The sequence below is a fragment of the Ruegeria sp. B1 genome (assembly GCF_056535885.1).
This window is the reverse complement of record NZ_JBQFJA010000001.1, coordinates 69,680-96,272: the sequence shown is the minus strand read 5'-3', so window position 1 is coordinate 96,272 and position 26,593 is coordinate 69,680. Positions and strand designations below refer to the sequence as shown.

The window sequence follows — 26,593 nt, the reverse complement described above, 5'->3', positions numbered from 1 at the left end:
GCCAAGTCATGAGCCGTATTGCAACCGTAATCTGCGCGGCTGTCGCTGTCGCCGCTGGCGGCTATTGGCTGTCGCAGTCGAATACTACACCCGCCTATCCGCTGGTCAGCAGCGCCAAGGCGCAGGAGGCTGATCTGGACACGTCGACCGTTGTTGAAATGGTTCAGGGCTCCAAAGACGCTCCGGTCGAGATCATAGAGTATGCGTCCTATACCTGCCCGCACTGCGCGACATTTCACTCGGGTACGTTCAAAAAGCTGAAGAAGGACTACATCGATACCGGCAAGGTCAAATTTATCTACCGCGAGGTGTATTTTGATCGCTACGGCTTGTGGGCCTCCATGGTGGCACGTTGTGGCGGCCCCGAGAAGTTCTTTGGCATCACCGACCTAATCTATGACGGTCAGTCGGAATGGACCCGGGCCGGAGGCCCCGCAGAGATCGTTGATGAGCTGCGCAAGATTGGGCGACTGGCCGGGATCGACAATGACCAGCTTGAAGCCTGCCTTCAGGACGGAACGCGTGCACAAACACTGGTCGCTTGGTATCAGGAAAACGCCGAGCGGGACGATATCACCGCGACACCGTCTTTTGTCATCAATGGGCACAAGGTGTCCAACCAGTCCTACGACGACTTCAAAAAGCTGATCGACGAAGAACTGGGCAGCTGATGCTGTAGCCGGCCGATCCGAATGGCATCGGCCGGTATATTCTTTTATTAAGGCGACGGCGCGGTCTCTAGAAGCATCTCTCTGGCTTGCTCAGGGTCATTGACCCGCAGTCGAACCGGAAGGGTGATGACCTTGCTTCTAAACGTCTGTGGCAGGCGCACCGCATCCTTTTCGGTTGTGACCAATTGCGCGTTCAGCAGACGCGCCTCGTTTTCCAAACGCGTCATCAGCGCTTGTGTCAGCGGCTGGTGATCATCCAATGCTTCGGCCCGTGCAAGCTCGACCCCCAGGTGCCGAAGAGTTTGAAAAAATTTCTCAGGGTACCCGATGCCGGCAAAGGCCAAAGCCCGAGTGCCGCTCCAATCCATTCCGGTTTGCAGGGGTTCGATGGTTCCGGTTGCGTGCGGCACGGTCAGACTTGGACCCCATTGACCTGAAAACTGGGCCTGTGCGACTTCATCGCCAAGCGACAGCACAAGGTTCGCGCGTTTCAGGCCTGCCTCAACAGGTTCGCGCAACGGGCCAGCGGGCAGGCACAGCCCGTTTCCAAACCCCCGCTGCGCGTCCACAACGATGATGGAGAAATCCTTGGCGACCGAGGGATTTTGGAACCCGTCATCAAGCACAATTACAGATGCCCCGTCTTCCGCTGCGGCCTGAACACCAGCAGCGCGATCCTTGGCGACCCAGACTTTGGCAAACATCGCCAACAGCAGCGGTTCGTCCCCGACTTGCGCGGCCGTGTGTCTGGCGGGATCAACCTGAACAGGGCCATCCAATGACCCGCCGTGTCCACGCGTGACAATATGCGGTTTGTGCCAGGCGTTGCCCAGCTGTTCGACGACCCAGATCACAGTCGGGGTTTTTCCCGTTCCGCCTGCGTTCAGGTTGCCGACGCAGATCACCGGAATGCCGGGCCGGACACCCGTGTCCGACGCTACGCGGCGCGCGGTGGCCAGAGCATAAAGACGTCCCAACGGCGCCAGCAATCGCGCTCGTGGGTCCAGCCGGTTCGGATCGGTGTTCCAGAATTCAGGGGCGCGCATGATCCGCACTCCGCAGGTCCAATGTTTCCTGAACCATGTCTATAAGCTGGTCTGCCTGTGGCGCGCCTTCGGTTATCATTTGCCACCCCGCCAACGCCATATCCGCCGCGCGATCCGGCGCCAGAAGTTCCACAACCGCATCGCCCAGCTCGGTTGCCGTTTTGACCATGCGCCCTGCGCCGGTCTGTTCCAACCGATCATACAAGTCTTGATAGCGATGGACAAAAGGTCCGTGAATGATCGCGGATCCCAGAGCGATCGACTCCAACGGATTCCGTCCGCCCGCGCCACGTTCCAGAGAACTGCCCAGGAATGTCACCGCAGACACGCGGTGCCACAATCCCAGATCTTCGGTCTCCGATGACAGGATGACCTGTGTGGTATCTTCGATTACACCACCTTCATCCCAGTTGGCACAGCGCAGATCCATCGACTCCAGCCTTCGGTGCAGCGGTGCCGCCTCGTTGGTATCGGCGACATGCAGCACCAAAGCCAGTCTTGGAAGCATGCGCAATGCTTGGCGGTGGGCGCTCAGGATCGATATGAATTCCTTATCCTGGACCCAACCGGCAAGCCAGACAGGTCGCCCTGCGAGCGTCTGGTTGATCTCGATAAGCTCGTCCTCGGGCCACGGTTTGGGATTGGGGCTGATTTGCAGCGGCGGAGCTTCGGTGACCTTCGAGGATCCGATGCCAAGGCGGCGAATTTGGCGTGCCGTTTCGTTGGTTGTCGTAAGAATCCTTTGGAAACAGTCCAATGTGTATCTGCTGATGTCCGGCAGCCAACGCGCGATGCGGGCCGCAGAGATGTCCGGTTGCGCCTCGATCAGCACCAGCGGGATCCCACGTTCTCCGGCGCGGGTAATGACGTTGGGCATCAGTCCGCCGCCGACCCACAGACCCATATCCGGATGCCAATGGTCTAAAAACCCACGCGCAGCGCCAGCTTGTTCGGCTGGCAGTCTGCGCAAGGTAAATGAACAGCCCGTCCAGTGGTGCAGATCAGCGTCCGGCGGAACCGTCAGCAATAACGACAACCCCGGGCGGGCCTGCTGTATCCTGAGACAGAAATCGTTCACGGCGCGCATGCGATGCCTATTAGCGATGTGAACCCACAAAAGCTCGCCTTTCGGGCGGGGTAGATCTGGGTACACGACATTTTTGGGCACACCCCAGGACAGAACCCTGTAGGCCACCAGACTTAGAGAGCGCGGCCTGCTCATGATACGATTCCGGGTCCATTCGGGTCGAGTTGAATGGAAATCTGCTCATGGATGTTGGTCCCTGCCGCAATCACGCCGTTCAGTTGTGGATGGGGATTATTAAAGCGCAAGGGCCGCCCCAGACGGTCCGAGCAGATGCCGCCAGCTTCGCGAATGATCAGGTCTCCGGCGGCGATGTCCCATTCCCAACTCGGTCGCAGTGTCAGCATGCCATCGAAACGACCCTGTGCGACCAATGCCATGCGATAGGCGAGCGATGGCCGGTAGGCCCGTTCAAACTCCGGCACTGCTCCGCGTCGCCAGTGGCGTGTATCCATGTTGGGTCGGGCGGCCAATATCTCGGCCCCGCGCAGGTTGGGCACTGGCGATGCCTGTATCGGATCACCATTCAGGGTCGCGCCCTGACCCTTGGCTGCTGCGTACAGCAAATCGCGCATGGGCAGATAGATCACCGCTGCCGTGACTTCGCCTTGATCTGCCACGGCAAACGAGTGTGCCCAAGTGCGCGCGCCGTCCGCAAAGCTGCGGGTGCCGTCAATGGGGTCGATGATGAACGCGTTCTTGCGTGACAGTCTGTGCGGTGAATCCTCGGTTTCCTCGCTGAGCCAGCCATAGCCGGGGCGCGCAGACGGCAGAAACTGTTCCAGCATCGCATTGACGGCCAGATCGGCCTCGGTAACCGGACCGGTCCCGTCGGGCTTGTCCCACCGTTGTGCTTGCGCACCGGAGTAGCGGGTTGCGATCTTTCCAGCTTCCAACGCGGCGTCGACTAACAGAGGCAGATCAGTTGCCGGCAAGTGTCATTCCTTCGATCAGCAACGAGGGGACAACGCGCGACAGGTAAGGGCGGGCATCATTGGCCGGAATGATCCGGCGCAGCATATCACGCAGGTTGCCTGCGATTGTACATTCGTTGACCGGATGGGTGATCTTACCATTCTCCACCCAGAACCCCGACGCGCCCCGGGAATAGTCGCCGGTGTTTGGATTGATTGTCGATCCGATCATCGACGTTACCAGCAAACCGGTTCCCATATCCCGCATAAGGTCCGCGCGGCTGCGCGCGCCTGATGTCAGGCTGAGGTTCCAGTTACTTGGCGATGGTGGACCCGAAACGCCACGCGCCGCGTTTCCGGTTGGTTTCATGTCCAGTTTACGCGCGCTGGACAAATCCAGGGTCCATCCGGTCAGAATCCCATTCTCGACGATAGCACGGCTTTTGGTGGGCAGACCTTCGGCGTCAAAAGGGCGAGAGCCCGAAATGCGCGGCCGGTGCGGATCCTCGATAAGCGACAGGTGCTCAGGCAGAACCTGTTCACCCAGACAGCCTTTGAGCCAGGACGCGCCACGGGCAATGGCCGCGCCGTTGCTGGCAGCCATCAGGTGGCCGATCAGCGACGACGAGATACGCTCGTCGAATAATACAGGAAAACTGCCGGTCTCCGGTTGACGCGCGCCAACCTGTTCGACCGCGCGTTCGCCTGCCGTGTGCCCGATATCATCTGGGCTGCGCAGGTCGGTTTGATAGGTGCGGCTGTCGCCATCGTAATCCCGCTCCATCCCGGTGCCTTGGCCTGAAATTGCAACGCAGGAGGTCGACCGGCTGCTGCGTGCATAGCCGCCGGAAAACCCATTGGTGGCGGCCAGATGAACACGGTGAACGCCATAGCTGGCTGCCGCGTCGGACACTTGCGAGACGCCTTTCACGGCCAGCGCGGCGGCTTCGGCGGTCAAGGCGTCCTGCATCAGAGCCTCGGCCGAGGGTTCGCCCGTAGAATCAAACAATTCCAATGCCTGAACATCCCATCCCGCAGCCAACTGATTACTGTCGGCCAATCCCGCAAAGGGATCTTCGGGTGCTTCGCCAGCCATCGCGACGGCGCGTTCGGCCATTGCAGCGATAGTCTCGGGCCGGCTGTCCGAACTCGAAACAATCGCTTGCCGTTTGCCCAGAAACACGCGCAACCCCAGGTCCGTGCCTTCCGACCGCTCGGCATGTTCCAGCGCTCCGCCCCGCACTTCAACCGAAACCGAAGACCCTTCGACCACGATAGCGTCCGCTGCTTCGGCTCCGGCGACTTTGGCGGCGTCCAGCAGATGCTGGCTGATGTCTTCCAGTGTTCGGGTCATAACGCCTCCGTGGTGATTGCATTGGACCTAGCCTTGGATTGCGTGTCTCGCAAGCCCTGCAGCAGGATTGTGTCTGTCAGGAAGTAGCCAAAAAAGCTAAGAATTCGGGCGTTTGCCTAAGAGGCAAGGATTGATCCAGCACATCGGCGGACCCGTTACAAAACAACGAAGAGTTCATGTGGATTGGGGGTCGACAGATCGCTCAGTCAATCCGAGTGCGTGGTCGCTGTCAGGACCCGAGTCGATAGGGCGGGGAAGGCCGCATCGGTGCAGCCTTCCCCAGTGTCGTTTACTTGATCCGCTGGCCGTTGGCGACGATCTGGCCGTCTTCTGTGAATTCGATAGTCGAATTCAGCGTGTCCGGCTCTTCGCCCGGTACGGCCATCATGCCCATCATCATGCGAGCGCCCAGCGCGTCATCCTCTGACATCATGCCCATACTTATGAGTTTATCGATCAGGGCATTTGCACCCACCAGTTGCAGATTCGCCTGACCTGTCGGCGCCGGCATGCCATCGAACTCTTCCGTGTTCGAATTGTCGAAGGTAAAGTCGCCATCGCCCGTCAGCTTCGCGCCAACAAGCGACACCAGAAGCTCGCTGATCTGAAGCGAATGAAGCTCACCGGGAACCGCGTCTGCTGCCTCCATCGCGGCGGCAGATTCCGGATCGAAGATGTTCATGAGGACCTTGGCCGTGCCGGTGGTGTTCAGCGCGATAGTTGCCGGGTCACGTGGCAAAGTGCCTGCCGGGTCGAACATGCTCCACAGAACATCGGACATTGTGAAGTCCGTCAGGTTCAGTGCGAAACCAAAGGGTTGGATTTCTTCGGATGGCTGGATTGGGAACTCGAACTTCAGACCCGCATCGGCCATTGCGATCTCGATCGGGAATGGCAGATCAGCGCTGGTCACGGCCAGTTTGGTGCTGTTCTGTTCGATGTCATAGGCAATGCGCTGGGCGTCGATGCTGGCTGCAAAGCGCCCGCCGTCGGACGAACTGCTCATCGAGAACTCTTCGCCTTCGCTGTTGCCGCTGATGTTGGTTGCCCCAGAGGCGTAAGTGAAATTGCCCGAAAAGGCGAAGCCCGCCTGATAAAAGGCTTGCGGATCAGACAAGTCGAAATTGCTGGGGATGACGTTGTCACCTTCGAACGCGAGTTGATCGAGCTTGCCGTTGATCAGACCGGAATCGCCACCTTCGGGGTCCGTGAACATGACATTGTAGGTCATTTCAGCGGCATTGAAGGTCTGAGCTATATTTCGGTTTTCACCGATGCGCATCTGTGAGCTGCCGTCCAAATCACTCATCTCGACGTTTACGCCCAATGTATCGCTGGGCAGCGTTTCACCGTCGACTTCCAGCGTATCCACCAGAATACCCAGCTTGTCCGCAGTATAGTCATAGGTCATTTCTTCGGGTGACCCAGAGACGGTCATTTCAAGCTGGCTGTGCGAATACACGATATTGGCCGAGAATTCTTCACCTTCGGCCTCACCGGAAATCGTCATCGGAAAGCTTTCCGGCAGGCCGATGCTGACAGTACCGTCGCCGTTTTCGGTCAGCGTCATCTCCGGCATGACCATCTGAAACTGACCTTCATCTTCGGGGAGTTCCATCGAAACCATCATGTTGGAAATCGTGGTCACGTTCCCGGACGCGCTTTCCTCGCCAGAAATGGTGTAACCCATGGACCCCAAATAGGACTGCCAGTCAGACCAGACATCATTTGCGGTCAGGTCTGCAAATGCCCCCTGGGTGGCAACGGCATAAACAAAGGCTGCGCCGCAACCTCGGCGAAGAAGAACAGACATAAGGAAACCCTTCTTGATCAATTTGTCGCGCATGGTCGGCGCTGTTGCGGTCATCGTCAAGGGGGCAAGGGGTGGACGAATTCCCCGTTTCCGCGTTACGGCTTCATTCGACCGCTGACTAAGAGATGAGGATCACGAGATGCAGGGCAAAACAGTACTTATCACAGGGGCCAGCCGCGGGATCGGTGCCGAGGCGGGGCGCGTTTTTGCCGCAGCGGGAGCCAATGTCGCGTTGGTTGCGCGCAGTCGCGACCAAATCGACGCACTGGCGGCCGCACTGGGCGACAACGCCATCGCGCTGACCTGCGATGTCAGTAACTTTAAGCAGGTCGAGCAGGCGGTCGCGGATTGCGTTGACCGTTTTGGCGGGCTGGACGTTTTGATGGGCAATGCCGGGGTGATCGAGCCGATTTTTCACCTGTCTAACGCGGACACCACGGCCTGGAGCCAGGCAATCGATATCAACCTCAAAGGTGTCTTTTACGGCATGCGCGCCGCGCTGCCCGTTATGCGGGCGGCGGGCGGCGGGACCGTGTTGACCGTCTCCTCCGGCGCGGCGTCCAACCCCGTGGAAGCCTGGAGCCACTATTGCGCGTCCAAGGCCGGGGCGAAGATGCTGACAGAATGCCTGCATCTCGAAGAGGCCCAGCACGGCATCCGCGCCATGGGTTTGTCGCCGGGGACCGTGGCAACAGACATGCAGCGGGTCATCAAATCCAGCGGAATCAACCCGGTCAGTCAGCTGGATTGGGACGTCCACATCCCGGCCGATTGGCCCGCGCGGGCGCTGTTGTGGATGTGTTCCGGGGACGCGGATGAGTTTTTGGGGACCGAAATCTCCCTCAGGCATGACGAGATTCGCAAAAGGATTGGCCTGACGTGATTGAGCTAACCAAGTCCGACGGTCTGTGGACTGCGACGATCAACAATCCCGAAAAGGCGAATGCGCTGACCGGTGCCATGCTGACGGAGCTGGCCCAGATCGCCGAGGCGGCCACTGATGCGAGGGCCCTGATCCTGACAGGTGCTGGCAAGGTTTTCAGCGCAGGTGCCGATCTGGAGGAGGCGCGCGCAGGACTTGCGACCTCGGATGTGTGGGAGCGGCTGTCCGGTGCAATCGCTGCGCTGCCCTGTCTGACCGTGGCTGCTCTGAACGGAACTATGGCGGGTGGGGCAAACGGAATGGCCTTGGCCTGTGATCTGCGGATCGCGGTCCCATCGGCCAAGGTCTTTTATCCGGTGATGAAGCTGGGATTTCTGCCGCAACCCTCTGATCCAAAACGGATGTCTGCGCTGATCGGACCAGCGCGTACCAAGCTGATCCTCATGTCCGGTCAGAAGATCACTGCGCGGGAGGCCTATTCCTTTGGTCTGGTGGATCGCATTGTAGAGCCCGAGGATTTGATGCCAACGGCGCATGACCTGGTGGCGGACAGCCTGCGCGCCGATCCGGCAATCGCTGCAGGAATAGCGGAGTTGTGCGGTTGAGACTGTCAGCCCTGCGATTGCGCGTCGCTGATCCTGATCGGCTCGCAGATTTCTATCGGGAAGTCCTTGGCATGTCGGTTGTGCGCGAAGGGCCGAACCGTCGGATTGGATACCTGGGCGAGGATGCAGACCTGCTGCTGATGCCCGGGGGCGGTGGATACACACATGACCGGGGACAGCGCTATTGGAAGATTGGGATCACGCTGCCCGATGTCGACATGGCCGCCGCGTCGTTAAAGCAGCGGGGTCTGGCTGTCAGCACTCCGGACCAGTTTCTGGATATCGGATACTTATGCCATCTGAGCGATCCCGAAGGATTTGTCATCGAATTGCTGCAGCATGATTTCGAAGGGAATCGCCCGGCACAGGCCGCTGACCCGGCCGCGCCGTTTGCTCAAGCGCGGATTGGCCAGATCACTCTGCGGACCGGAGACATCGCCGCCGAAGACGCGTTCTGGCGTGCACGGGGGATGTCGTTGCTGTCCATGCAGGACGTCGCACCCTACGGGTTTGACCTGCATTTCTACGCGTTCACAGATGACGCTCCACCAAACCCTGATCTCTGGTCGGTCGAAAACCGCGAATGGCTGTGGAAACGCCCCTACACAACGCTGGAGTTTCAGCATGTTCCCGGAGTTCAGCTTGCGCCGGTACCAGACTACAGAGGGATCGAGGTGGCAGGTTTGGCCGAACCATTAGAGGATGCGTTTGGCAGCCCGATCCTGCCGGGTTGATCATCGTCCGCGCCGCTTGCCCGGCACTTTTGATCGAAAACCGGGCGGGCGTTTGCGCACCCAGGACAGGAATTTCTCAAGCCGGGGATGGGTGCGCAGAGAAGCGACCGTATTGAAATTGCGGGCAAGTTCCGCCTCGGTCAGGGTCGCATGAACCTCTTTGTGGCAAATCTGGTGCAGAAAGACAGTGGGTCCGCCCTTGCCACCTTTGAGTTTTGGGATCAGATGGTGCAGGCTGCCCGACCCTTCGGGGATAGGGCGGTCGCAAAGCGGGCAGATCGGATCGCTGTTCGTCATGATGGTACGAAATTTGCGCCAAAGGGCGATTAAGGCAAGAGGGCGACAATGGGGCAGGCAGTTGTGATCGGGGCAGGGCCTGCCGAGTTGATGGCCGCCGAGCAGCTTGCCGCCGCTGGCCATGCAGTTGTGGTGGTCGAGGCCAAGCCTTCGGTCGCACGCAAGTTTCTGATGGCGGGAAAATCAGGGCTGAATCTGACCAAGGATGAGCCGCTTGATGCGCTTCTGCAGTCTTACGAGGACAGCGCGGATTGGCTGCAGCCGATGATCACGGCGTGGGACGCGCAAGAGGTGCAGGCTTGGGCAAAGGAGCTGGGACAGGACCTGTTCACAGGCTCGACGGGGCGTGTTTTTCCGACGGTGATGAAAGCCTCGCCGCTCTTGCGGGCGTGGCTTGCGCGGCTGGGCAAAGCGGGTGTCGAGATCAGAACCCGATGGCGCTGGACCGGATGGGACGGCGACGTAGTCCGGTTTGACACACCGCAGGGACAGCGGACACTGGCCGCTGATGCGACGGTTCTGGCGTTGGGCGGGGCCAGTTGGGCGCGATTGGGCTCGGATGGTGCGTGGGCGAGAATTTTATCGGCCAAAGGTGTTCTGCTTGCCCCCTTCGCTCCGGCCAATGCAGGTCTCTTGGTACAATGGTCGGACCACATGCGACCAAGCTTTGGCAGGCCAATCAAAGGTGTCGCGCTGCAAGCCGGAACGTTGCGCACCCGCGGTGAAGCGGTGATTTCGACACACGGACTGGAAGGCGGTGGCATCTACGCCGTCTGCAAAGCGGTGCGCGAGGGGGCACCTGTTACGATGGACTTGATGCCAGACGTGCCTTACGAAGCGATCACCGCGCGGCTGAGCAAGTCTCGTGGCAAGACCAGCCTGTCCAACCATCTCAGAAAAACACTGAACCTCGGACCCGTCCGGCTGGCGCTGCTTATGGAATTTGGTCGCCCCATTCCGGACACCAGCGAGGCATTAGCACAATTAATCAAAGCACTTCCTGTTCGTCACACCGGCTTAAGACCAATGGACGAGGCCATTTCCACCGCCGGAGGGGTGCCGCGAGACGCATTGAACGATGGCCTGATGCTAAAGACCATGCCGGGTGTTTTCTGTGCCGGGGAGATGCTGGCTTGGGAGGCGCCAACCGGCGGCTACCTGTTGACCGCCTGCTTGGCCACAGGTCGTTGGGCCGGGCAATCGGCGGCAGGTTGGCTGGACGCACGTCGCGCCGGCTAAGTGCTCGGCTTTAGTTCGGCCAGTTTCCGATAGGCAGACCGGTCTCGCATCTGCTTGTTGTAAGCGTTCAGAGTCTCTGAGTTGATCGGAAATTTTACACCTTTGGCCCAACTGAGGCAGTGGGACAACAGGATGTCCGCAATGGTCATCTGGTCACCCATCACAAACGGGCCTTTGAAGCGTTTTTCGATGCGCTGCAGGCTTTGGTCGAATTCCCATTTCGCGGTCTCGCTGACCTGCGGGACACGCTTATCTTCTGGCAGGATGAACGTGTGGCGTGCCGAAACCCACAAGGTGGCATCCAATTCGTCCAGGATGGCGTGAAAGACCGAATCCTGCTCCGCCCTTTCAGGACTTCCGGCCGCATAGGTCAACGCCCCGTGCTTGTCGGCAAGGTAAGTCATGATCGCCGAGCTGTCGCTGATCACCGCATCGCCGTCCATCAGAACAGGGATCTTGCCAGACAGGTTCAAGGCCACGACCTGTGGATCACGCGGCCCCGCGTCGATGTGTTCATAGGGCTGACCAATTTCTTCCAACAGCCAGATCACGCGGGATGCGCGGCTTGGGATGCGTCCGTAGACCTTGTACATGCGAGGCTCCTGCCATTTGAGATGGCCCTGAATTTGAAGCCATTTTGCAGTGGGTCAAGCGAAACGCTTGGTCAGTATTGCTCAACGGGACCGCGCCAGCATGGCCAGACGGATCATGGCCCGTTCGACCAAGGCCATGGCTGGGGCGGTTTGACCGGCGGACCGCAGCGACAGATCGGTATCGGTCAGAACGGTCAGCGCCGTCTGGAGTTTGGGCGTGCCCCAACCTTGGGCCTGTCGGAGAATACGGTCGCGGCGTTTTCCATAGACCGGCGGGCGCAGTTTTCCGACCCCCTGCGCCGTGCCGCCCGGGTCGGCGGCACAGGCATAAAGCGTCCGAAAGTGACGGGTCGCTCCGATACACAGCGCGACGCCGTTGGTCCCCTGCGCCTGCAGGCGCCGGATCAGAGGGCCAATCTCGCCTGCTCGACCCTCGGCCACGACGTTCAGCACATCATCCAATGCAGCTTCTGTGGATCGTGGCGCACAAGCCTCAATATCCTCAACTGTCAACTCAGAGCTGTCGCCGCGCTTATAAAGAGACAATTTTTCAACGGTTTGTGCAAAGTCGCCGGGGCTGAGGTCAACAGCCAGATCGCTTATTGCCGACATGGCTTCTCGTGGAATTGACCGTAATCCCGCCTCGGCGAGAACGCGTTCCACCTCGGCCCGAGAAGGTGGGTCGTCGTAGATGCCGACCGCAAAAGCTGACGGGTGTGCCTCGAACGCTTTGCGGATTTTCGAACTGGGTTTCAACGGACCGGCGGTTACGATGATCTGCGCATCGCCGGGTGCCCAGTCATCCAATGCTGCAGCAATCGCAGGTGCGGCGGCGTCGGTGGTGTCTTCGACAAATACGGCGCGAGCCCCGGGAAAAAACCAACGGCCTTGATCGCGTCCAGCAACAGGGCAGGATCGCCGCGCAGATCGCCGCCGGGCATTCGGGTCAGGCGCATTTCCTCTTCGGCATTGGGCCCGAGCAAAGCGGTCAACACTTGCTGACGCTTGAGCGCGACCCGCATTGCGTCTGCGCCATAGATCAGAAGCCCGGTTTTGTCTGGGTCCGGTTTGGAAAAATACCCGTCAGCCTCACGCGGGCTCAGTTTCATGCGGACAGGTCCGGGGTTGCATAAAGGCGGTTCATGATCTGCCCGGACAGAATCACCATAAGCCGTTCTTTCGCATCCCGTTCGTCGGCCAAGGTGGATACGGTTGATCCCGCAGCTGAATAGCCCACAAAGTCGGTGACTGTGCCAGACGCCAAAACCTCGCCCGTCGCGTTGGATCTAAGCGCATAATCTGCCTGGCCGTCGATCGAAAACCGGTTGGTTTCATTGGTGGTGGTGATCGCTGCGGCCTGCGTCACCGTCGAGACAGTTACGTCGAGGCTGTAGTCGCTGCCTGAACTGGCGCTGCGGCCAAGTTCCTGTTCCAGGTTTTGAACCAGCAAATAGCTTTCAACCGTATTGGGCGCAGAGACAGCGACTTTTCCGTAAAGTTCCGAACCCGCCCCGCCCGGCGCATACACCGGCTGAAATCCGCAGGCGGCCAGCGCCAGCGGGAGAAACAGCAAGCTTCTGCGATCAAACGACGACATTGACGATCCGACCCGGCACCACGATCACTTTCTTCGGCGCGGACCCGTCCAACGCCTTTTGCACAGCTTCGGTGCTCAGCGCGACTTTTTCAACCTCGAGCTTGTCCATGTCCTTTGGCACGCTGATTTCCGCACGGCGTTTACCATTGATCTGGATCGGCAAAGTTACGGTATCATCGACCAGCATGGCTTCATCCGCGACCGGCCACGCGGCTGTTGCCACCAGCCCCTCGCCGCCGAGCATCTGCCACACCTCTTCGGACAGGTGCGGGGTCATGGGAGACATGAGCTGTGCCAGCGTCATAACCGCCTGACGCTTGGCGGCCGCGCCAGCCTTGGATTTCGCAAGCGTGTTGGTAAAGGCATACAGCTTGGCAATAGACGCGTTGAACCCAAACGATTCGATACCGCCCGAAACATCGTGAATCGCCTTGTGCATTTCGCGCAGCAGGATTTCGTCTTCCGCATTGGCGGGTTCATCTGAATCGGCGATTTCCGACGCGATTCGATGTACACGGCTGAGATGTTTGAACGCAGCCTCCGCGCCGGCGGCTGTCCATTCGACGTCGCGCTCAGGCGGCGAATCGGACAGAACGAACCACCGGGCAGTATCCGCACCAAAGGCCGAGATGATATTGATCGGGTCGACCACGTTATTTTTGGACTTGGACATCTTTGCAGACGGTATGATTTTCACCATCCGCCCATCGGCGTCTTCTCTAAGCCAAAGATCATTCAAAGCAGCTGAGTCAGATTCATTAATCCCTTGTTCTCTAGCTACTGTGCGTCGAACAGCGCGTTTTTCGCCCACCGGATCAGTAAATTCAATAACTTCTTCTGGATAAAGGTACTTGGCTCGGGTCGGATTGGCTTTCATAACTTCAGAAAGTTCGGCGTCTGCTGCGGGACCAGAACCTTGAACTCCGGGGGCATCTAAGCCCTGAACGAACTCATAGATGGCATGTGTCACCATGCCCTGTGTGAACAGCGCGTCAAAGGGTTCGATGGCCTTTTTTGGTAGATGTCCGGTGATGTGCATCGCACGCGCGAAGAAGCGGGAATAGAGCAGGTGCAGAATCGCATGCTCGATACCGCCGATATACTGGTCGACATTCATCCAGTATTCGGCCTCGGCCAGATCGGTCGGCGTTTCGGCGCGCGGGGCGGTGAAACGGGCATAGTACCAGGACGAATCGACAAACGTATCCATCGTGTCGGTTTCGCGCTTGGCCGGTGCGCCGCAGGCCGGGCAGGGGGTGTCCCGCCAGTTCGGATGGCGGTCCAGCGGGTTGCCGGGGATCGAGAAATCGATGGGTTTGCCGTTGCCATCATCGTAGGGCAACTCGATCGGCAGGTTTTCTTTCTTTTCAGGCACCGTGCCGCATTTCTCGCAGTGCACCACGGGAATCGGGCACCCCCAATAGCGCTGACGGCTGAGACCCCAGTCGCGCAGTCGGTATTTTGTGACACCTTCGCCCCAGCCCGCCTTTTCGGCAAAGTCGATGGTTGCGTTGATCGCGTCATCGCCGGTGGCTTCGGTGAGTCCGGCAAAATGGGTCACCCAGCGGACTTTTTCAGTCTTTGGCGGGACAAAGGCAACTTTGTCGACCGGGGTGTTGTCGTCGAGTGCAAAGAACGTGTCGATCACGGGCAAGTCGTATTTCCGGCAGAAATCGAGATCCCGCTGATCATGAGCCGGGCAAGCGAAAATCGCGCCAGTGCCGTAATCCATCAAAATGAAGTTGGCGATCCAGACCGGCAACTCCCAGTTCGGGTCAAGCGGGTGCTTTACCTTAATGCCGGTGTTGTAACCCAGTTTTTCAGCGGTCTCGACGGCCTCCTCGGTCGTGCCGCCCTTTCGGCATTCTGCAACAAATTCAGCGACTTCCGAATTTTCAGCCTCAAGCTGCTTTGCAATCGGATGATCCGGCGAAATACCCACAAAAGACGCGCCCAACAGCGTATCGGGGCGGGTTGTATAAACTGTGATCGGCGCGCCGCCGTCCGTGCGGTCGAACGCAAATTGCAAGCCGCGCGACTTGCCGATCCAGTTTTCCTGCATCAGGCGCACTTTGGCCGGCCAATTGTCCAGCGTATCCAGAGCTTCCAATAACTCCTCAGAATAGTCCGAGATTTTGAAGAACCACTGTGTCAGCTCTCGCCGTTCAACCAACGCGCCCGAGCGCCAGCCACGTCCATTTTCCACCTGTTCATTGGCCAGAACGGTCATGTCGACCGGATCCCAATTCACCACGGCGTTCTTGCGGTACACCAGACCGGCTTCGAGCATATCCAAAAACAGCGCCTGTTGCTGGCCGTAATACTCCGGGTCGCAGGTGGCGAACATACGAGACCAGTCAATGGCAAAGCCCATTGGCTTCATCTGGGCGATCATCTCGTCGATATTGGCGTAGGTCCAGTCCTTGGGATGGCCACCAATCGCCATCGCGGCGTTTTCGGCAGGCATACCGAAAGCGTCAAACCCCATCGGATGCAGGACATTGAAACCACACGCGATTTTGTGGCGCGCTACAACGTCGCCCATGGTGTAGTTGCGTGTGTGTCCAATATGGATTCGGCCGGACGGATAGGGAAACATCTCAAGCACATAGTATTTTGGCTTGCCCGCCTTGCGCTCAGCGGTGAAGATCCTGGCCTTGTCCCAGGCCTTTTGCCATTTCGCTTCGATCTCAGCGGCCGAGTAACGCGACATCATGCGGTCCTTCGTGAATGAAAACGCCGGGTATGAACCCGGCGTGGTCTTAGTGCGAATTTCATCGGGTTGCTAGAACTTGTTGTCCGCAATGCGCAATTGGCGGGCACGAGACAGGATGGCATCTTCCACCGCGCGGGTCGTTGCCGCGCTGACAGGGGCGCCCCCGCTAGTTTGCAGGGAAACCGAGAGGGATCGAGCCGCCAGAGCAGGATCGCTGATGTGCACGGTAGCGCGATAAGACCGTCCACCTCCGGGTGGCGTGCCATAACCCGTTACAATCACACCCGTAAATGGATCGACCTCCTGCACCGGCAGGAAATTCAGGATGTCCAGCGACGCAGACCAAAGGTAGCGATTGACCTGGGTTACCTGTTCCGAGTTGTTGGGTCCGAAAACGTCCCAGATGGTTGATCGGTTCGGATCGTTCAACTCGCGCTCTTCAGTCGAACTGCCATCAGCCGTAAGAACGCTTGCATCACCTGGCGGCGGTCGACCGCATGCCGAGAGAGCGGCTGTTAGCGTGATCAAACCCAAAATCGTCGGCAAACGCATTGTCAGTTGGTCCTATTTCGCTGTTTGTGCGTTGTTTGATTGATACTCCTAGACAAGGTCCAACTGCGCAACAACCCTATTCTTCTCAAATGTCAGCGTTCCATATGGTCAGGGGCCGCTAAATGACTGTGGCATCCTTGCACCAATTTGAGGCCAATGAGGCCAAGTAAATTATGCCAAGCTTGCGCAATGGGGGCAAAAAGAGCGAAACGATGTCCGTGCTGAGACATGTGCCGAGGCATATGTCGAGTAGATAACTCTTTTGAAACCGAGGGAAACAAGATGAAAAAAGTTCTCTTCGCAACGACGGCGCTGGTAGCGACCGCAGGCGTTGCAGCAGCTGAAGTAAAATTCAGCGGTTACGGCCGGTTCGGTCTGGGCTACCTGGAAGACCGTACAGGCACCGTAAGTACCACTGGTGGTACTTCGGTCGCTGATGTTGATACAGACGACACCATTCTGGTTTCGCGCTTCCGTTTGAACATCGACGGCATCGTTGAAACCGATGGTGGTGTGCGCTTCGAAGGCCGTGTTCGTATTCAGGCTGATGAAGACGCCGGCAACGGTGAACAAGGTGAGGCTGGCCTGAACGGTGCACTCTTCTCGGTCATTTTCGGCGGTCTGCGTGTTGACGCGGGCAACGTTGCGGGTTCGTTTGACAACTTGGCGAACTACTACGGTAACGAGCCGGGTCTGGAAAGCTTCTTGGGTCAGTATTCCGGTGTTGACTATAGCTTCTTGAGCTATGATTCCACTGGTACTGGTTCAAACGCCGTGTTCTTCCAGTATGCAATAAATGATTTTGCATTCGGTGCATCGTACGACCAGCGTACATTTGCTGATACAGCAGTTGCTGGCTCGACCACTTCTGATGCCGACCGTTGGGACATCAGCGCAACCTACACCTTCAACAACATCACCGCAGCACTGGCCTATGGTCAAACTGACGGCGTTGGCGGTGCAGAGAAAGAGACGCTGACCGTTCTGACCCTGGGTGCAGAATTCGGTGATTTCTCGGGTACTCTGTTCGTCGCGGACGACGACGTGTCCGATGATGCAGAAAACGGTACTGCCTACGGTCTGTCGGCCGCCTACAACCTGGGCGCCGCGACCACACTGCAGTTCGTCTATGGTGACGGTTCGGGCGACGGTGATACCCGCAACATCGGTGTCGGCGCCATCTACGACCTGGGCGGCGGTGCATCGCTGCGCGGTGGTATCGGTGAGATCAAAGACGGTGACGCCGATGGTCAGATCCGTGCTGACTTCGGTGCCCAGTTCAACTTCTAAGTTGATCTGATCTCCACAGTATTAGGGCGGGTCTTTGGACCCGCCCTTTTCTTTTGCGCCGACATGGTGTTTGTCTGCGGTACGGTCAGATCGAGGACTTTCATGTCGCTGCAAGACATCACCGCCCGCATTGCCAAGGCAGAGGCCAAAGCCGGCTGTTCCGCAGGATCAGTCACACTAATTGCTGTGTCCAAGGTCCAACCGAACGAACGTATTCAGGCCGTTCTCGAACAGGGTCACCGCTGCTTTGGTGAAAACCGGGTTCAGGAGGCCGCCGGTAAATGGCCTGCCTTCAACGCGCAGTTCGATGATATAGACCTACACCTGATTGGTCCGTTACAAACAAACAAAGCGCGACAAGCCATGGAGTTGTGCGACGCAATCCATTCGGTCGACCGCCCCAAACTCGCCAGGACACTGGCCCGGTTGGCACAGGAAATTGGATCCTGCCCTGAGCTTTTCATTCAGGTGAATACGGGGGAAGAGGATCAAAAAGCCGGTGTTCTGCCCGCAGATGCGGATGGTTTCATTGCCGAGTGCAAGAGTCTGGACCTACCTATCCACGGATTGATGTGCATCCCGCCCATCGAAGAAGAACCATCCTTGCATTTTGCATTACTGGCAAAGATTGCTGCGCGAAACGGGCTAGACGGCTTGTCGATGGGGATGAGCAGTGACTTTGAGCAGGCGATCGCGCTGGGGGCGACTCATGTCCGCGTCGGATCGGCAATCTTTGGTGAAAGGGTCAAACCGCAGGGATGATAAGACGCGTGCCCGGAGCCAAGTGTCTCGCAATCCAATGCAGATGATCCCGACGAAACGCAAGGCACCCCTCGGTTGGATAACCCGGCCTGCGCCATTGGTGTAAGAAAATCGCAGACCCCTTGCCCGGCACCGCATTTGGCCAGTTCCAGTCGCTGATCAGCACCAGGTCATACAAGGGATCTGCGCGGTGCAGTCTTTCGTGACTGAAATCGTGAGGTGCCGCAACGAGATGATTGTACATCGTGTCACACACGTCATCCGACCAGAGGTCTTGCGGCCCGATAGGGACCGCCCAAGAGGCGGGCGCCTTGATCCGATCGCGCCGATACAACATGCCAACGATGTGATGCAGCCCGGTCGGCGTTGCTCCATCGCCTTCATACTTGGAATTGCTGAGACCGCCTTTGCCGATGGAACATGGAAAAATTCGACCCTGAAACCGAACCCCGTTTGGGGTCAGCACCAGATCGTCCGGGCTCACAACAAGTGACCTGATTTTGCGGCTTTGGTTGCCAGGTACTCGCGGTTATGAGCGGTTTCGCCGACCTTCAGGGGCACCCGCTCGGTTACTGCGATGCCTGTGCGTTCCATCATGGCGATTTTGGCCGGGTTATTGGTCAGCAGACGGACAGAGCTAAAACCCAGTGATTTCAGGATGTCCGAACCCAATCTGAAGTCCCTCTCATCGTCCTCGAACCCCAGCCGGTGGTTGGCTTCGACGGTATCGAAGCCCTGATCCTGCAGGAAATAGGCGCGCATCTTGTTGGCGAGGCCGATGCCGCGTCCCTCCTGGTTCATATACAGAAGAACTCCGGCACCTTCGGCTCCCATTTGCGCCAGCGCACCACGTAGTTGCGGGCCGCAATCACATTTCAGACTGCCCATCAAATCGCCGGTGAAACAGGCTGAATGCAGCCGGGCCAAAACGGGCTTGCTCCGGTCCGGCCGACCGATTTCGACCGCATAATGCTCCTCTCCGCCGTCTTCGGGGCGGAAGACATGCAATCGTCCGGCTTCGGACACTTCCATTGGAAGGCGTGCAGCGACAACCGAATGTAGGGGGCTGCGGTTTGCGAGGTGTGGTGCGGCGCGGGCGTGGTCGATACATGTCAGACTGTGGGTTGCTGCGAAGTCCCGGCCTCTCTCGAGGGGCACAACGACAACAGCCGGCAAAAGACGCGCGGACTTGGCCAGCGCGATGGCAATCCGATGCAAGCCGGCATTGCCCTTCCGCTCCGTCATCAACGGGCCTTTCATCGGCGCGTTCAGATCATCTGACGGATCCGCAACGGCTTGGATCCAGCCGATATCCACATCCGCAGGAATCAGGACGCGGGCCAGATCGCCGTCATAAGCGCGTGCTTTAAGCGTCTCCGCCCGCCGCCCGGTGATGGCAACAACAGGGGTGTCGCCGAACGCTCTCAGATCGGCCAGACGTTGCGCGCTGAGTGTTTCAGCCGACACCGCCAGCACAGACTGTCCGCTGTCATCCGTCAAAACCACCGGCACGCCCATGCGAAGGTCTGCGCGGGCCCGTGCGAGCAACTCGGTGATATCAGGGATGATACTCATTCGCGTTCCTATAACGTCCGGACCTTCTCCTAGCGCTTTCGGCGGGAAATGTGAAACATTTCCGCTGCGTCGGACACGAGGGCGTGAGACCGTTGCAGCAAAGCTTGTTGATTGCTTATTCCACGCGCAAGTGATGGAAAAGGCTTTGGAGGACCGGGAAATGGCTCAGCTCAAGAAAATCCTGCTGGTGGACGACGACGAAGATCTGCGCGAAGCGCTCAGCGAGCAGCTCGTGATGACCGAAGACTTTGACGTGTTCGAAGCATCCGATGGTCAATCCGCGATGGAGCGGGCCCGCGAAGCAATTTATGATCTGGTGATTCTGGATGTAGGCCTGCCCGACACCGATGGCCGCGAGTTGTGCCGCCTGATGCGCAAACAGGGTGTGAAAAGCCCGATCCTGATGTTGACCGGTCATGATAGTGATGCCGATACCATCCTGGGTCTCGATGCCGGTGCCAACGATTACGTGTCCAAACCCTTCAAATTCCCGGTTCTGTTGGCACGTATCCGCGCACAGCTGCGCCAGCACGAGCAATCCGAAGACGCGGTATTTGTGCTTGGCCCCTACACCTTCAAGCCAGCTATGAAGATGCTGATCACCGAAGACGACCGAAAAATTCGGCTGACTGAGAAAGAAACCAATATTCTCAAGTTCCTGTACCGGTCGACAGATGGTGTTGTTGCACGGGATGTCCTGTTGCACGAGGTTTGGGGTTACAATGCCGGTGTGACCACGCATACGCTGGAGACGCATATCTATCGACTGCGCCAGAAAATCGAACCGGATCCCTCCAATGCGCGCCTTTTGGTCACAGAATCCGGTGGATATCGACTGGTATCTTGATCGCCTGTAGATTGACTTGGATCAAAGTGATACTCTGCAGTCATCTTTAGGTTAATCCCAACCCGTGCATGTCCGGGTAATGACATGCACCTCCCTGTTGGACTGCCGGGCCTTTGGGCCCGGCTTTTTTTCATTGGCAGTTTTGCCGAGCTTCAACGTTTCCATTCGCCTACTAAATCCACTAATTCTTCAATTTGTTGTTCGGAAAGCTCTTTCTGGCCTGCAACACCATTCTTTTTGTGAATGAATTTGATAGCTGCATATCGGCTACCACCACGTTGATGAAGTTCCAAAACGTGATTGTAGAAGAATTCTTGCCAAAAAACCGAAGACTTTAACTTCAGTTGCTTCACATCACGATCGGCTATGTTGAAATGCTCTTTCAACGCGATATCTATCGCGCCATCTGGTGCTTCCAAGGTATTCGCACGCTCGACAAATTCGAGTGCCGTTTCGTATTCGAGTGGTTTCAGGTCTGCCATGTATAATTAAGTAGTACGGGTGTTTCCTACACAGAACAAAGTAGTTGTCTGCAGCTATTAGTGTTCAATTCATACTACCAGGTAATTTTTCCCCGTGGCACAACACTCCCCACCACGCTAACCTCCGCCCAATTGCGACAGAGGAATCTCCTATGCCCTTCACCCTAGCCACATGGAACATCAACTCAGTCCGGTTGCGCGAGCCTATCGTTCTGAAATTGCTGCAGGAAGAGGCTCCGGATGTCCTGTGTTTGCAGGAGTGTAAATCCCCTGTCGAAAAGATCCCAATGGAGGGATTTTCGGCCCTCGGCTATTCACACATGATCGCGCGCGGACAAAAAGGGTATAACGGCGTCGCCATCCTGTCGCGCCTTCCAATGAAAGAAGTCGGCGACAAGGATTTCGCCAATTTGGGACATGCGCGTCACATAGCGGGGCAACTCGAAAACGGGGTGACGATCCACAATTTCTATGTTCCTGCGGGTGGCGATGTGCCGGACCGCGATGTGAACGAGAAATTTGGCCAAAAGCTGGATTATCTGACCGATATGCGCGACTGGTTTCACGCGGAAAAACCTCAGAACTCCATTCTCGTTGGAGATCTCAACATTGCACCGCGCGAAGACGATGTCTGGTCGCACAAACAGTTGCTCAAGGTCGTTTCACATACACCCATCGAGGTCGAGCAATTGGCCGAAACGCAAGATGCGGGTGGCTGGGTCGACGTAACCCGACAGGATATCCCCGACGGGCAGCTATATACTTGGTGGTCCTACCGGGCGCGGGACTGGGATGCGGCAGACAAGGGCCGTCGTTTGGACCACGTATGGGCCACGCCCGATATCTCCAACGCGGGGCATTCCAGCCGTGTGCTCCGCGATGCACGCGGCTGGGAGAAGCCAAGCGATCATGCACCGGTTTTTGCGACCTTCGACCTTTGACCCGTGCGAAACGTCCAAGACAACCCTTGGTTTCCGCACCATGTGGTTGCATATAGGGCGCAAGATCGAACCAAAGAGTGAACACCATGGACCTTCTGAACGCCGCCAATGGCCCTGCCGCCACCGATCTGATCAAGGACGGGACCGAGGCCACATTCATGGCCGATGTCGTCGAAACGTCGCAGGACATTCCCGTTATCGTTGATTTCTGGGCGCCGTGGTGTGGCCCGTGCAAGACGCTTGGGCCGCTGCTGGAAGAGGCGGTGACCGCCGCCAAAGGGGCGGTGAAGATGGTCAAGATCAACGTGGACGAGGCCCAGGCAATCGCGGCGCAACTGCGCATACAGTCGATTCCGACCGTCTATGCGTTTTTCAAGGGGCAGCCGGTGGATGGGTTTCAGGGCGCTGTGCCGGGGTCGGAGATCAAAGCCTTTGTTGACCGCGTGATCGAGGCGGCGGGTGGCGAAAGCCCGGGCGGACAACTGGAGGATGCGGTACAGGCCGCAGAGGACATGCTGGCCGAAGGCGCGGCTGTTGATGCCGCCCAAACCTTTGCCGCCATCTTGGGCGAAGACCCCAATCACGCTGCTGCCTATGGCGGACTGGTTCGCGCCCATATAGCGTCAGGTGATCTGGAACAGGCCGAAGCAATTCTGAACGGCGCACCGGCCGAGATTTCTAATGCGCCCGAACTTGAGGCGGCGCATGCGCAATTGGAACTGGCCAAACAGGCCGCCGATGCGGGCCCTGTGGCCGAACTGACAGCAACGGTAGAGGCCGAGCCGGACAATCATCAGGCCCGGTTCGACCTGGCGCAGGCCTTGCATGCCAATGGCAATGTGGAAGAAGCCGTGACACAGCTTCTTGAGCTGTTTCGCCGGGATCGCGAGTGGAACGAAGGGGCGGCAAAAACGCAGCTTTTTACGGTTTTTGACGCCCTCAAACCAAATAATCCGATTGTGCTGAACGGGCGTCGCAAGCTCAGTTCCATGATATTTGCCTAATTCGGGTTCAGAGCTACACTCGGATACATGATGCATCCCGCCGACCTGCCGGATATCGTATCCGTGTTTCCATTGCCCGGGGCGCTGTTGCTGCCCCGATCACGCTTGCCGCTGCATATCTTCGAGCCGCGCTATCTCCAGATGCTGGATGATGCTTTGAAGACTAAAGAACGTCTGATTGGCATGGTGCAACCCAATCCGTCTCTGAGCAATGACGACAGGTTGCATCGGATTGGGTGTGCAGGGCATATCACGCAGTTTTCTGAAACCGAGGATGGGCGCTATCTCATTACGCTGACAGGTATTTCCCGGTTCCGGATCACTACAGAGGTCGATGCTTTTACACCGTATCGCCGCTGCGACGTATCATGGGACGGATTTGATCGCGATCTCGGGAAAGCTGAAAAAGATGACGACTTCAGCCGAGCAAAGTTTCTGAAGCTGTTGGAGCGGTTCTTTTCGTCCCAGCAGCTCTTGACCGACTGGGATTCTTTGAAGGACGCGGATGACGAATTACTGGTCAACTCGCTCTCGATGCTGCTGGATTTTGAGCCAGAGGATAAACAGGCCCTACTTGAGGCACCGTGCTTGCGCACCCGCCGTGAAACACTGGTGACATTGATAGAATTTGCCCTGCGCGGCGGGTCAAACGAGGAAACATTGCAATGAGCGAAACCGAACACGCGTTTGACCGCCACATGCTTGAGGCTCTGATCTGCCCGCAAACACATACGACCCTGCACTACGACGCAGAAAAGCAGGAGTTGGTTTCAAAAGCCGCAGGCTTGGCCTTTCCGATCCGAAACGGGATTCCGGTGATACTGGTCGATGAGGCGCGCCAGTTGGATTAAATTGTGCGGCCTTGCAGCAGCTTTGGCAGGTCCCCAGTCAGCCCCGCCGCTTCGCGGACAAAACCACGGCGCAGTCCTGGCAATGAATCGACAATCCCCATGCCAATATCGCGGCCTACCCTGAGAAGCGGATTGTCGTTCGAAAACAGCTTGTTGAACAGGTCGGTCGCCATCGCCAGAGAGGCTGTGTCGAACCGGCGCCATTCCTGGTAACGCTCCAGAACCAGCGGGGACCCGATGTCTTCGCCGCGCCGCCCGGCCAGCGTCAGAACTTCGGCCAATGCGCCGACATCCCGCAGCCCGGCGTTCAATCCTTGCCCGGCAATAGGATGCATGCCGTGCGCCGCATCGCCAACCAGTGCCAGGCGATCCGCGACAAAGGAATTGGCAATCGTCAGGTTCAGTGGATAGGTGAACCGGTCGCCCTGCAATCGGATATCGCCTAAAAAGTCGCCAAACCGCGGGCGCAGAACCTGAAGGTACTCGGCCTCGGACATGGCGTTGATACGCACTGCGGTCTCCGTGCGCTCGCTCCAGACAATCGAGCTGCGGTTTCCGGTCAACGGCAGGATGGCCAAAGGACCGGGGGGCATAAAGAATTGATGAGCGACACCGTGATGCGGCAGGTCATGTTCGATAGCGCAGACCAGAGCCGTCTGACCATAGTCCCACCCGGTGCGTTTGATGCCCGCCCGTTCGGCAGTGCCGCTGCGGCGCCCGTCACAGCCGACGAGCAACTGTCCGGCGACGGTAGACCCGTCATCCAACGTCAGTGTAATGCCCGTTGCGCCTGTTTCCTGGGCCACAACGCTTTTACCGCTGATTTCTGTGATGCGTTTTTCTGCGTTCATTGCGTCCAGAAACGCGCGGCGCAGATGGCGATCTTCGACCATATAGCCCATGGGGCCTTCTTCGATCTCCGCATGATCGAAATGCATGAAAAACGGCGACGGGCCAGCACCAGCATGCCCATCGGTCACCTTAATCTCCCGCATTGGCTGTGCGTGATCGGCGACTCGTTCCCAAACGCCTGTCGCGTCCAAAAGGCGTTTGGAGGCTAGGGCCAGCGCATAAGCGCGCCCATCAAAGGCGGTATTTTTGCGGACTTTTTCCGCCAGGGCGTCGATTACGGTCACCGTATGCCCCGTTTGCGCCAGTGCCAATGCCAGGGCCGGGCCGTTCAGGCCGCCGCCAACGATCAGGATATCCGATGCCTTTGTCATACCCCGCACTATGCGCGCCCTTTCGGGATTGTCCATGCGCAGTCCTGTCGCTACCGTCCCGTAAGCCATAATTTGGAGGGGGCAGGATGCAGGATTGGTTGACCATGACGGCGTGTGATTTGGGCCGTGGCATCGGCATGGGACAGATCGATCCGGTTGAACTGGCTGAAACCTATCTGACGGCCATCGACGAACACCCCCATCGGGATCGCATATATGCCCGTGTCACCCATGACCGCGCGCGGGCTGAGGCCAAAGCCGCCAAAGAAAGGGCTCGGTTGGGGTTGCGCCGCTCTCTTTTGGATGGCGTTCCGATCAGTTGGAAAGATCTATTCGACACGGCCGGCATCGGAACCGAGGCCGGATCGGCGCTTTTGCAGGGACGCATTCCGGAAACAGACGGGGTGGTTGTGCGGAATGCAACGGCGATGGGCACGGTCTGCCTAGGTAAGACGCATATGAGCGAGCTGGCCTTTTCCGGCCTGGGTCTGAACCCGGTCACCAACACACCGCCCTGTATTGAGGATGAAGAGGCGGTTCCCGGCGGGTCTTCGTCCGGTGCCGCAGCATCGGTTGCGTGGGGTCTTGCCGCTTGTGGAATCGGATCCGACACGGGCGGGTCCGTGCGTATTCCGGCGGCCTGGAACAACCTTGTCGGACTAAAAACAACCGCTGGCCGGATCAGTCTGGAAGGCGCTGTGCCCTTGTGCTTGCGATTCGATACGGTCGGGCCGCTTGCACGATCCGTCGAAGACGCAGCGCAGATGCTGGCGGTTTTGGAAGGCAGTGCGCCCGCAGATTTGCGCGGCGCAACTTTAAAGGGTCGCCGGTTTGCCGATCTTCAGAACATTGCCAAGGACGATCTGCGCGACGTACCGCGCGCGGCGTATGAATCAGCCTTGCAGCGCTTAAAAGACGCGGGGGCCGAAATTGCGCCGCTGGAGGTTCCGGAACTGAACGAAGCAATGGCTTTGTCGGGGGTGCTGTATACGACCGAGGCTTATGGCCTGTGGCGGGATGTGATCGAAGCAAACCCCGAGGCTATGTATCCTGAGATACTGGAGCGCTTTCGGGCCGGAAAGGTCTTTTCCGGTCCGGATTACGTGGCTGCATGGTCAAAGCTCAAGGCCTGCCGCAGCGCCTGGGATGCGGCAACGGCCGGTTTTGATGCGGTACTTGCTCCAACGGCTCCGATTCTGCCTCCAAGTCTGGACCGGTTGATGACCGATCACGAATACTACGTGACCGAAAACCTTCTGGCTCTGCGCAATACCCGCATCGGCAATCTGATGGGTCTGGCGGCGCTGACTTTGCCGACCGGAACGCCCAGTTGCGGGTTGATGATGCTGGGTTATCCGGGGTCCGAAGAAGCCCTGTTGCGGCTGGGATCGGCGGTGGAATCGGCATTGGCCTGAATGCCACAATCCCCTGATTCGGCACCTCTTTGTCTGGACGAAGCCCGGATCGGCCTGTAATCTGCCAAAAAATCGGGGCGTGAATGATCCCGACATTGAGGCAGT

At 58.2% G+C, this 26,593-nt stretch carries 27 protein-coding genes and 1 pseudogene; 13 read left to right on the top strand and 15 right to left on the bottom strand.

The window, feature by feature from the left end; genetic code table 11:
- The first annotated feature begins 8 nt into the window (after nucleotides 1–8).
- Complete coding sequence (locus ACR3ES_RS00500) at nucleotides 9–671, top strand: DsbA family protein (protein ID WP_170430978.1); 663 nt, start codon at nucleotides 9–11, stop codon at nucleotides 669–671.
- Between the two features lie 47 nt (nucleotides 672–718).
- Here ACR3ES_RS00500 and lpxK read toward each other — a convergent pair whose 3' ends face one another.
- The 5 genes from lpxK to ACR3ES_RS00475 all read right to left on the bottom strand — a co-directional run bounded on the left by lpxK (nucleotide 719) and on the right by ACR3ES_RS00475 (nucleotide 6,882).
- Nucleotides 719–1,717, bottom strand: a complete 999-nt coding sequence (lpxK, locus tag ACR3ES_RS00495) for a tetraacyldisaccharide 4'-kinase (RefSeq protein ID WP_170430980.1) — start codon at nucleotides 1,715–1,717, stop codon at nucleotides 719–721.
- Nucleotides 1,704–2,939, bottom strand: a complete 1,236-nt coding sequence (locus tag ACR3ES_RS00490; protein WP_170430982.1) for a glycosyltransferase N-terminal domain-containing protein — start codon at nucleotides 2,937–2,939, stop codon at nucleotides 1,704–1,706. Before ACR3ES_RS00490 ends, lpxK begins: the two co-directional genes overlap by 14 nt.
- Entirely contained in the window at nucleotides 2,936–3,736 is an 801-nt protein-coding gene (locus ACR3ES_RS00485; protein WP_170430983.1) for a 3'(2'),5'-bisphosphate nucleotidase CysQ, read from the bottom strand. Before ACR3ES_RS00485 ends, ACR3ES_RS00490 begins: the two co-directional genes overlap by 4 nt.
- Nucleotides 3,723–5,069, bottom strand: a complete 1,347-nt coding sequence (locus tag ACR3ES_RS00480) for a TldD/PmbA family protein (RefSeq protein WP_170430985.1) — start codon at nucleotides 5,067–5,069, stop codon at nucleotides 3,723–3,725. The genes ACR3ES_RS00485 and ACR3ES_RS00480 overlap by 14 nt, the downstream gene beginning before the upstream one ends.
- Nucleotides 5,070–5,358: 289 nt before the next feature.
- Nucleotides 5,359–6,882 (bottom strand): DUF2125 domain-containing protein, encoded by a 1,524-nt coding sequence (locus tag ACR3ES_RS00475; RefSeq protein WP_170430987.1) that lies wholly within the window; start codon nucleotides 6,880–6,882, stop codon nucleotides 5,359–5,361.
- Between the two features lie 139 nt (nucleotides 6,883–7,021).
- On the opposite strand from ACR3ES_RS00475, the gene ACR3ES_RS00470 reads away from it, so the two are divergent.
- From ACR3ES_RS00470 to ACR3ES_RS00460, 3 genes are read left to right on the top strand one after another with little or no spacing between them, the layout of a single operon-like run.
- A complete protein-coding gene (locus ACR3ES_RS00470) occupies nucleotides 7,022–7,765 on the top strand; it encodes an SDR family oxidoreductase (RefSeq protein ID WP_170430989.1) in 744 nt (247 codons plus the stop codon).
- Complete coding sequence (locus ACR3ES_RS00465; RefSeq protein ID WP_170430991.1) at nucleotides 7,762–8,370, top strand: enoyl-CoA hydratase/isomerase family protein; 609 nt, start codon at nucleotides 7,762–7,764, stop codon at nucleotides 8,368–8,370. The genes ACR3ES_RS00470 and ACR3ES_RS00465 overlap by 4 nt, the downstream gene beginning before the upstream one ends.
- A complete protein-coding gene (locus tag ACR3ES_RS00460) occupies nucleotides 8,361–9,104 on the top strand; it encodes a VOC family protein (protein WP_480424591.1) in 744 nt (247 codons plus the stop codon). Before ACR3ES_RS00465 ends, ACR3ES_RS00460 begins: the two co-directional genes overlap by 10 nt.
- Here ACR3ES_RS00460 and ACR3ES_RS00455 read toward each other — a convergent pair whose 3' ends face one another.
- On the bottom strand, nucleotides 9,105–9,401 hold the full coding sequence (locus ACR3ES_RS00455; RefSeq protein WP_170430994.1) for an HNH endonuclease: 297 nt from the start codon (nucleotides 9,399–9,401) through the stop codon (nucleotides 9,105–9,107).
- 48 nt (nucleotides 9,402–9,449) lie between these two features.
- Here ACR3ES_RS00455 and ACR3ES_RS00450 point away from each other — a divergent pair, with 48 nt between their 5' ends.
- The gene (locus tag ACR3ES_RS00450) at nucleotides 9,450–10,640 is read left to right on the top strand and encodes a TIGR03862 family flavoprotein (RefSeq protein ID WP_480424589.1); all 1,191 of its coding nucleotides are present in this window, start codon (nucleotides 9,450–9,452) and stop codon (nucleotides 10,638–10,640) included.
- Here ACR3ES_RS00450 and ACR3ES_RS00445 read toward each other — a convergent pair.
- From ACR3ES_RS00445 to ACR3ES_RS00425, 5 genes and pseudogenes are all read right to left on the bottom strand, one after another.
- Nucleotides 10,637–11,233, bottom strand: coding sequence for a glutathione S-transferase family protein (locus tag ACR3ES_RS00445; RefSeq protein WP_170430998.1), 597 nt, complete (start codon nucleotides 11,231–11,233; stop codon nucleotides 10,637–10,639). The genes ACR3ES_RS00450 and ACR3ES_RS00445 overlap by 4 nt on opposite strands.
- 81 nt (nucleotides 11,234–11,314) lie before the next feature.
- Nucleotides 11,315–12,342 (bottom strand): annotated as a pseudogene (holA, locus tag ACR3ES_RS00440) (DNA polymerase III subunit delta).
- The gene (locus ACR3ES_RS00435; protein ID WP_170431002.1) at nucleotides 12,339–12,830 is read right to left on the bottom strand and encodes an LPS-assembly lipoprotein LptE; all 492 of its coding nucleotides are present in this window, start codon (nucleotides 12,828–12,830) and stop codon (nucleotides 12,339–12,341) included. The pseudogene holA and the gene ACR3ES_RS00435 overlap by 4 nt, the downstream one beginning before the upstream one ends.
- Nucleotides 12,817–15,543 carry a leucine--tRNA ligase gene (gene leuS / locus ACR3ES_RS00430; protein ID WP_170431003.1) on the bottom strand — a complete coding sequence of 909 codons (2,727 nt, stop codon included), beginning with the start codon at nucleotides 15,541–15,543 and terminating at the stop codon, nucleotides 12,817–12,819. Before leuS ends, ACR3ES_RS00435 begins: the two co-directional genes overlap by 14 nt.
- Nucleotides 15,544–15,615: 72 nt before the next feature.
- Nucleotides 15,616–16,098, bottom strand: a complete 483-nt coding sequence (locus tag ACR3ES_RS00425) for a DUF3576 domain-containing protein (protein ID WP_170431006.1) — start codon at nucleotides 16,096–16,098, stop codon at nucleotides 15,616–15,618.
- A gap of 282 nt (nucleotides 16,099–16,380) precedes the next feature.
- Here ACR3ES_RS00425 and ACR3ES_RS00420 point away from each other — a divergent pair, with 282 nt between their 5' ends.
- Nucleotides 16,381–17,388: a porin gene (locus tag ACR3ES_RS00420; protein WP_170431009.1), complete on the top strand. Its 1,008-nt coding sequence runs from the start codon at nucleotides 16,381–16,383 to the stop codon at nucleotides 17,386–17,388.
- 102 nt (nucleotides 17,389–17,490) lie between these two features.
- On the top strand, nucleotides 17,491–18,150 hold the full coding sequence (locus tag ACR3ES_RS00415; protein WP_170431011.1) for a YggS family pyridoxal phosphate-dependent enzyme: 660 nt from the start codon (nucleotides 17,491–17,493) through the stop codon (nucleotides 18,148–18,150).
- On the opposite strand, the gene ACR3ES_RS00410 is transcribed toward ACR3ES_RS00415, so the two are convergent.
- Nucleotides 18,134–18,634 carry a L,D-transpeptidase family protein gene (locus ACR3ES_RS00410; protein ID WP_170431013.1) on the bottom strand — a complete coding sequence of 167 codons (501 nt, stop codon included), beginning with the start codon at nucleotides 18,632–18,634 and terminating at the stop codon, nucleotides 18,134–18,136. The two genes, ACR3ES_RS00415 and ACR3ES_RS00410, sit on opposite strands and share 17 nt — an antisense overlap.
- Nucleotides 18,631–19,725 carry a GTP cyclohydrolase II gene (gene ribA / locus ACR3ES_RS00405; RefSeq protein WP_480424585.1) on the bottom strand — a complete coding sequence of 365 codons (1,095 nt, stop codon included), beginning with the start codon at nucleotides 19,723–19,725 and terminating at the stop codon, nucleotides 18,631–18,633. Before ribA ends, ACR3ES_RS00410 begins: the two co-directional genes overlap by 4 nt.
- A 160-nt stretch (nucleotides 19,726–19,885) precedes the next feature.
- Between ribA and ACR3ES_RS00400 the strand changes: the two genes are divergently transcribed.
- Nucleotides 19,886–20,572, top strand: coding sequence for a response regulator transcription factor (locus ACR3ES_RS00400; RefSeq protein ID WP_093964262.1), 687 nt, complete (start codon nucleotides 19,886–19,888; stop codon nucleotides 20,570–20,572).
- A gap of 152 nt (nucleotides 20,573–20,724) precedes the next feature.
- On the opposite strand, the gene ACR3ES_RS00395 is transcribed toward ACR3ES_RS00400, so the two are convergent.
- Nucleotides 20,725–21,054: a hypothetical protein gene (locus ACR3ES_RS00395; protein ID WP_170431017.1), complete on the bottom strand. Its 330-nt coding sequence runs from the start codon at nucleotides 21,052–21,054 to the stop codon at nucleotides 20,725–20,727.
- A gap of 152 nt (nucleotides 21,055–21,206) precedes the next feature.
- Here ACR3ES_RS00395 and ACR3ES_RS00390 point away from each other — a divergent pair, with 152 nt between their 5' ends.
- The 4 genes from ACR3ES_RS00390 to ACR3ES_RS00375 all read left to right on the top strand — a co-directional run bounded on the left by ACR3ES_RS00390 (nucleotide 21,207) and on the right by ACR3ES_RS00375 (nucleotide 23,850).
- Nucleotides 21,207–21,995 carry an exodeoxyribonuclease III gene (locus ACR3ES_RS00390; RefSeq protein WP_170431018.1) on the top strand — a complete coding sequence of 263 codons (789 nt, stop codon included), beginning with the start codon at nucleotides 21,207–21,209 and terminating at the stop codon, nucleotides 21,993–21,995.
- Between the two features lie 86 nt (nucleotides 21,996–22,081).
- Nucleotides 22,082–22,999 (top strand): thioredoxin, encoded by a 918-nt coding sequence (gene trxA / locus ACR3ES_RS00385; RefSeq protein WP_480424582.1) that lies wholly within the window; start codon nucleotides 22,082–22,084, stop codon nucleotides 22,997–22,999.
- Between the two features lie 27 nt (nucleotides 23,000–23,026).
- Nucleotides 23,027–23,668 (top strand): LON peptidase substrate-binding domain-containing protein, encoded by a 642-nt coding sequence (locus ACR3ES_RS00380; protein WP_480424580.1) that lies wholly within the window; start codon nucleotides 23,027–23,029, stop codon nucleotides 23,666–23,668.
- Entirely contained in the window at nucleotides 23,665–23,850 is a 186-nt protein-coding gene (locus ACR3ES_RS00375) for a Trm112 family protein (RefSeq protein ID WP_480424579.1), read from the top strand. Before ACR3ES_RS00380 ends, ACR3ES_RS00375 begins: the two co-directional genes overlap by 4 nt.
- Here the strand turns inward: ACR3ES_RS00375 and ACR3ES_RS00370 are convergent.
- A complete protein-coding gene (locus tag ACR3ES_RS00370; RefSeq protein WP_170431234.1) occupies nucleotides 23,847–25,073 on the bottom strand; it encodes an FAD-dependent monooxygenase in 1,227 nt (408 codons plus the stop codon). The genes ACR3ES_RS00375 and ACR3ES_RS00370 overlap by 4 nt on opposite strands.
- Before the next feature lie 86 nt (nucleotides 25,074–25,159).
- Between ACR3ES_RS00370 and ACR3ES_RS00365 the strand changes: the two genes are divergently transcribed.
- Nucleotides 25,160–26,488 (top strand): amidase family protein, encoded by a 1,329-nt coding sequence (locus tag ACR3ES_RS00365; protein WP_170431027.1) that lies wholly within the window; start codon nucleotides 25,160–25,162, stop codon nucleotides 26,486–26,488.
- Nucleotides 26,489–26,593: the final 105 nt, after the last annotated feature.

Excerpts from the sequence above, each read along its gene's own strand:
- ACR3ES_RS00500 (WP_170430978.1), top strand. The coding sequence starts at position 9 with ATGAGCCGTATTGCAACCGTAATCTGCGCGGCTGTCGCTGTCGCCGCT.
- lpxK (WP_170430980.1), bottom strand. The coding sequence starts at position 1,717 with ATGCGCGCCCCTGAATTCTGGAACACCGATCCGAACCGGCTGGACCCA.
- ACR3ES_RS00490 (WP_170430982.1), bottom strand. The coding sequence starts at position 2,939 with ATGAGCAGGCCGCGCTCTCTAAGTCTGGTGGCCTACAGGGTTCTGTCC.
- ACR3ES_RS00480 (WP_170430985.1), bottom strand. The coding sequence starts at position 5,069 with ATGACCCGAACACTGGAAGACATCAGCCAGCATCTGCTGGACGCCGCC.
- ACR3ES_RS00475 (WP_170430987.1), bottom strand. The coding sequence starts at position 6,882 with ATGTCTGTTCTTCTTCGCCGAGGTTGCGGCGCAGCCTTTGTTTATGCC.
- ACR3ES_RS00470 (WP_170430989.1), top strand. The coding sequence starts at position 7,022 with ATGCAGGGCAAAACAGTACTTATCACAGGGGCCAGCCGCGGGATCGGT.
- ACR3ES_RS00455 (WP_170430994.1), bottom strand. The coding sequence starts at position 9,401 with ATGACGAACAGCGATCCGATCTGCCCGCTTTGCGACCGCCCTATCCCC.
- ACR3ES_RS00450 (WP_480424589.1), top strand. The coding sequence starts at position 9,450 with ATGGGGCAGGCAGTTGTGATCGGGGCAGGGCCTGCCGAGTTGATGGCC.
- ACR3ES_RS00445 (WP_170430998.1), bottom strand. The coding sequence starts at position 11,233 with ATGTACAAGGTCTACGGACGCATCCCAAGCCGCGCATCCCGCGTGATC.
- ACR3ES_RS00435 (WP_170431002.1), bottom strand. The coding sequence starts at position 12,830 with ATGTCGTCGTTTGATCGCAGAAGCTTGCTGTTTCTCCCGCTGGCGCTG.
- leuS (WP_170431003.1), bottom strand. The coding sequence starts at position 15,543 with ATGTCGCGTTACTCGGCCGCTGAGATCGAAGCGAAATGGCAAAAGGCC.
- ACR3ES_RS00425 (WP_170431006.1), bottom strand. The coding sequence starts at position 16,098 with ATGCGTTTGCCGACGATTTTGGGTTTGATCACGCTAACAGCCGCTCTC.
- ACR3ES_RS00420 (WP_170431009.1), top strand. The coding sequence starts at position 16,381 with ATGAAAAAAGTTCTCTTCGCAACGACGGCGCTGGTAGCGACCGCAGGC.
- ACR3ES_RS00415 (WP_170431011.1), top strand. The coding sequence starts at position 17,491 with ATGTCGCTGCAAGACATCACCGCCCGCATTGCCAAGGCAGAGGCCAAA.
- ribA (WP_480424585.1), bottom strand. The coding sequence starts at position 19,725 with ATGAGTATCATCCCTGATATCACCGAGTTGCTCGCACGGGCCCGCGCA.
- ACR3ES_RS00400 (WP_093964262.1), top strand. The coding sequence starts at position 19,886 with ATGGCTCAGCTCAAGAAAATCCTGCTGGTGGACGACGACGAAGATCTG.
- ACR3ES_RS00395 (WP_170431017.1), bottom strand. The coding sequence starts at position 21,054 with ATGGCAGACCTGAAACCACTCGAATACGAAACGGCACTCGAATTTGTC.
- ACR3ES_RS00390 (WP_170431018.1), top strand. The coding sequence starts at position 21,207 with ATGCCCTTCACCCTAGCCACATGGAACATCAACTCAGTCCGGTTGCGC.
- trxA (WP_480424582.1), top strand. The coding sequence starts at position 22,082 with ATGGACCTTCTGAACGCCGCCAATGGCCCTGCCGCCACCGATCTGATC.
- ACR3ES_RS00380 (WP_480424580.1), top strand. The coding sequence starts at position 23,027 with ATGATGCATCCCGCCGACCTGCCGGATATCGTATCCGTGTTTCCATTG.
- ACR3ES_RS00375 (WP_480424579.1), top strand. The coding sequence starts at position 23,665 with ATGAGCGAAACCGAACACGCGTTTGACCGCCACATGCTTGAGGCTCTG.
- ACR3ES_RS00370 (WP_170431234.1), bottom strand. The coding sequence starts at position 25,073 with ATGACAAAGGCATCGGATATCCTGATCGTTGGCGGCGGCCTGAACGGC.
- ACR3ES_RS00365 (WP_170431027.1), top strand. The coding sequence starts at position 25,160 with ATGCAGGATTGGTTGACCATGACGGCGTGTGATTTGGGCCGTGGCATC.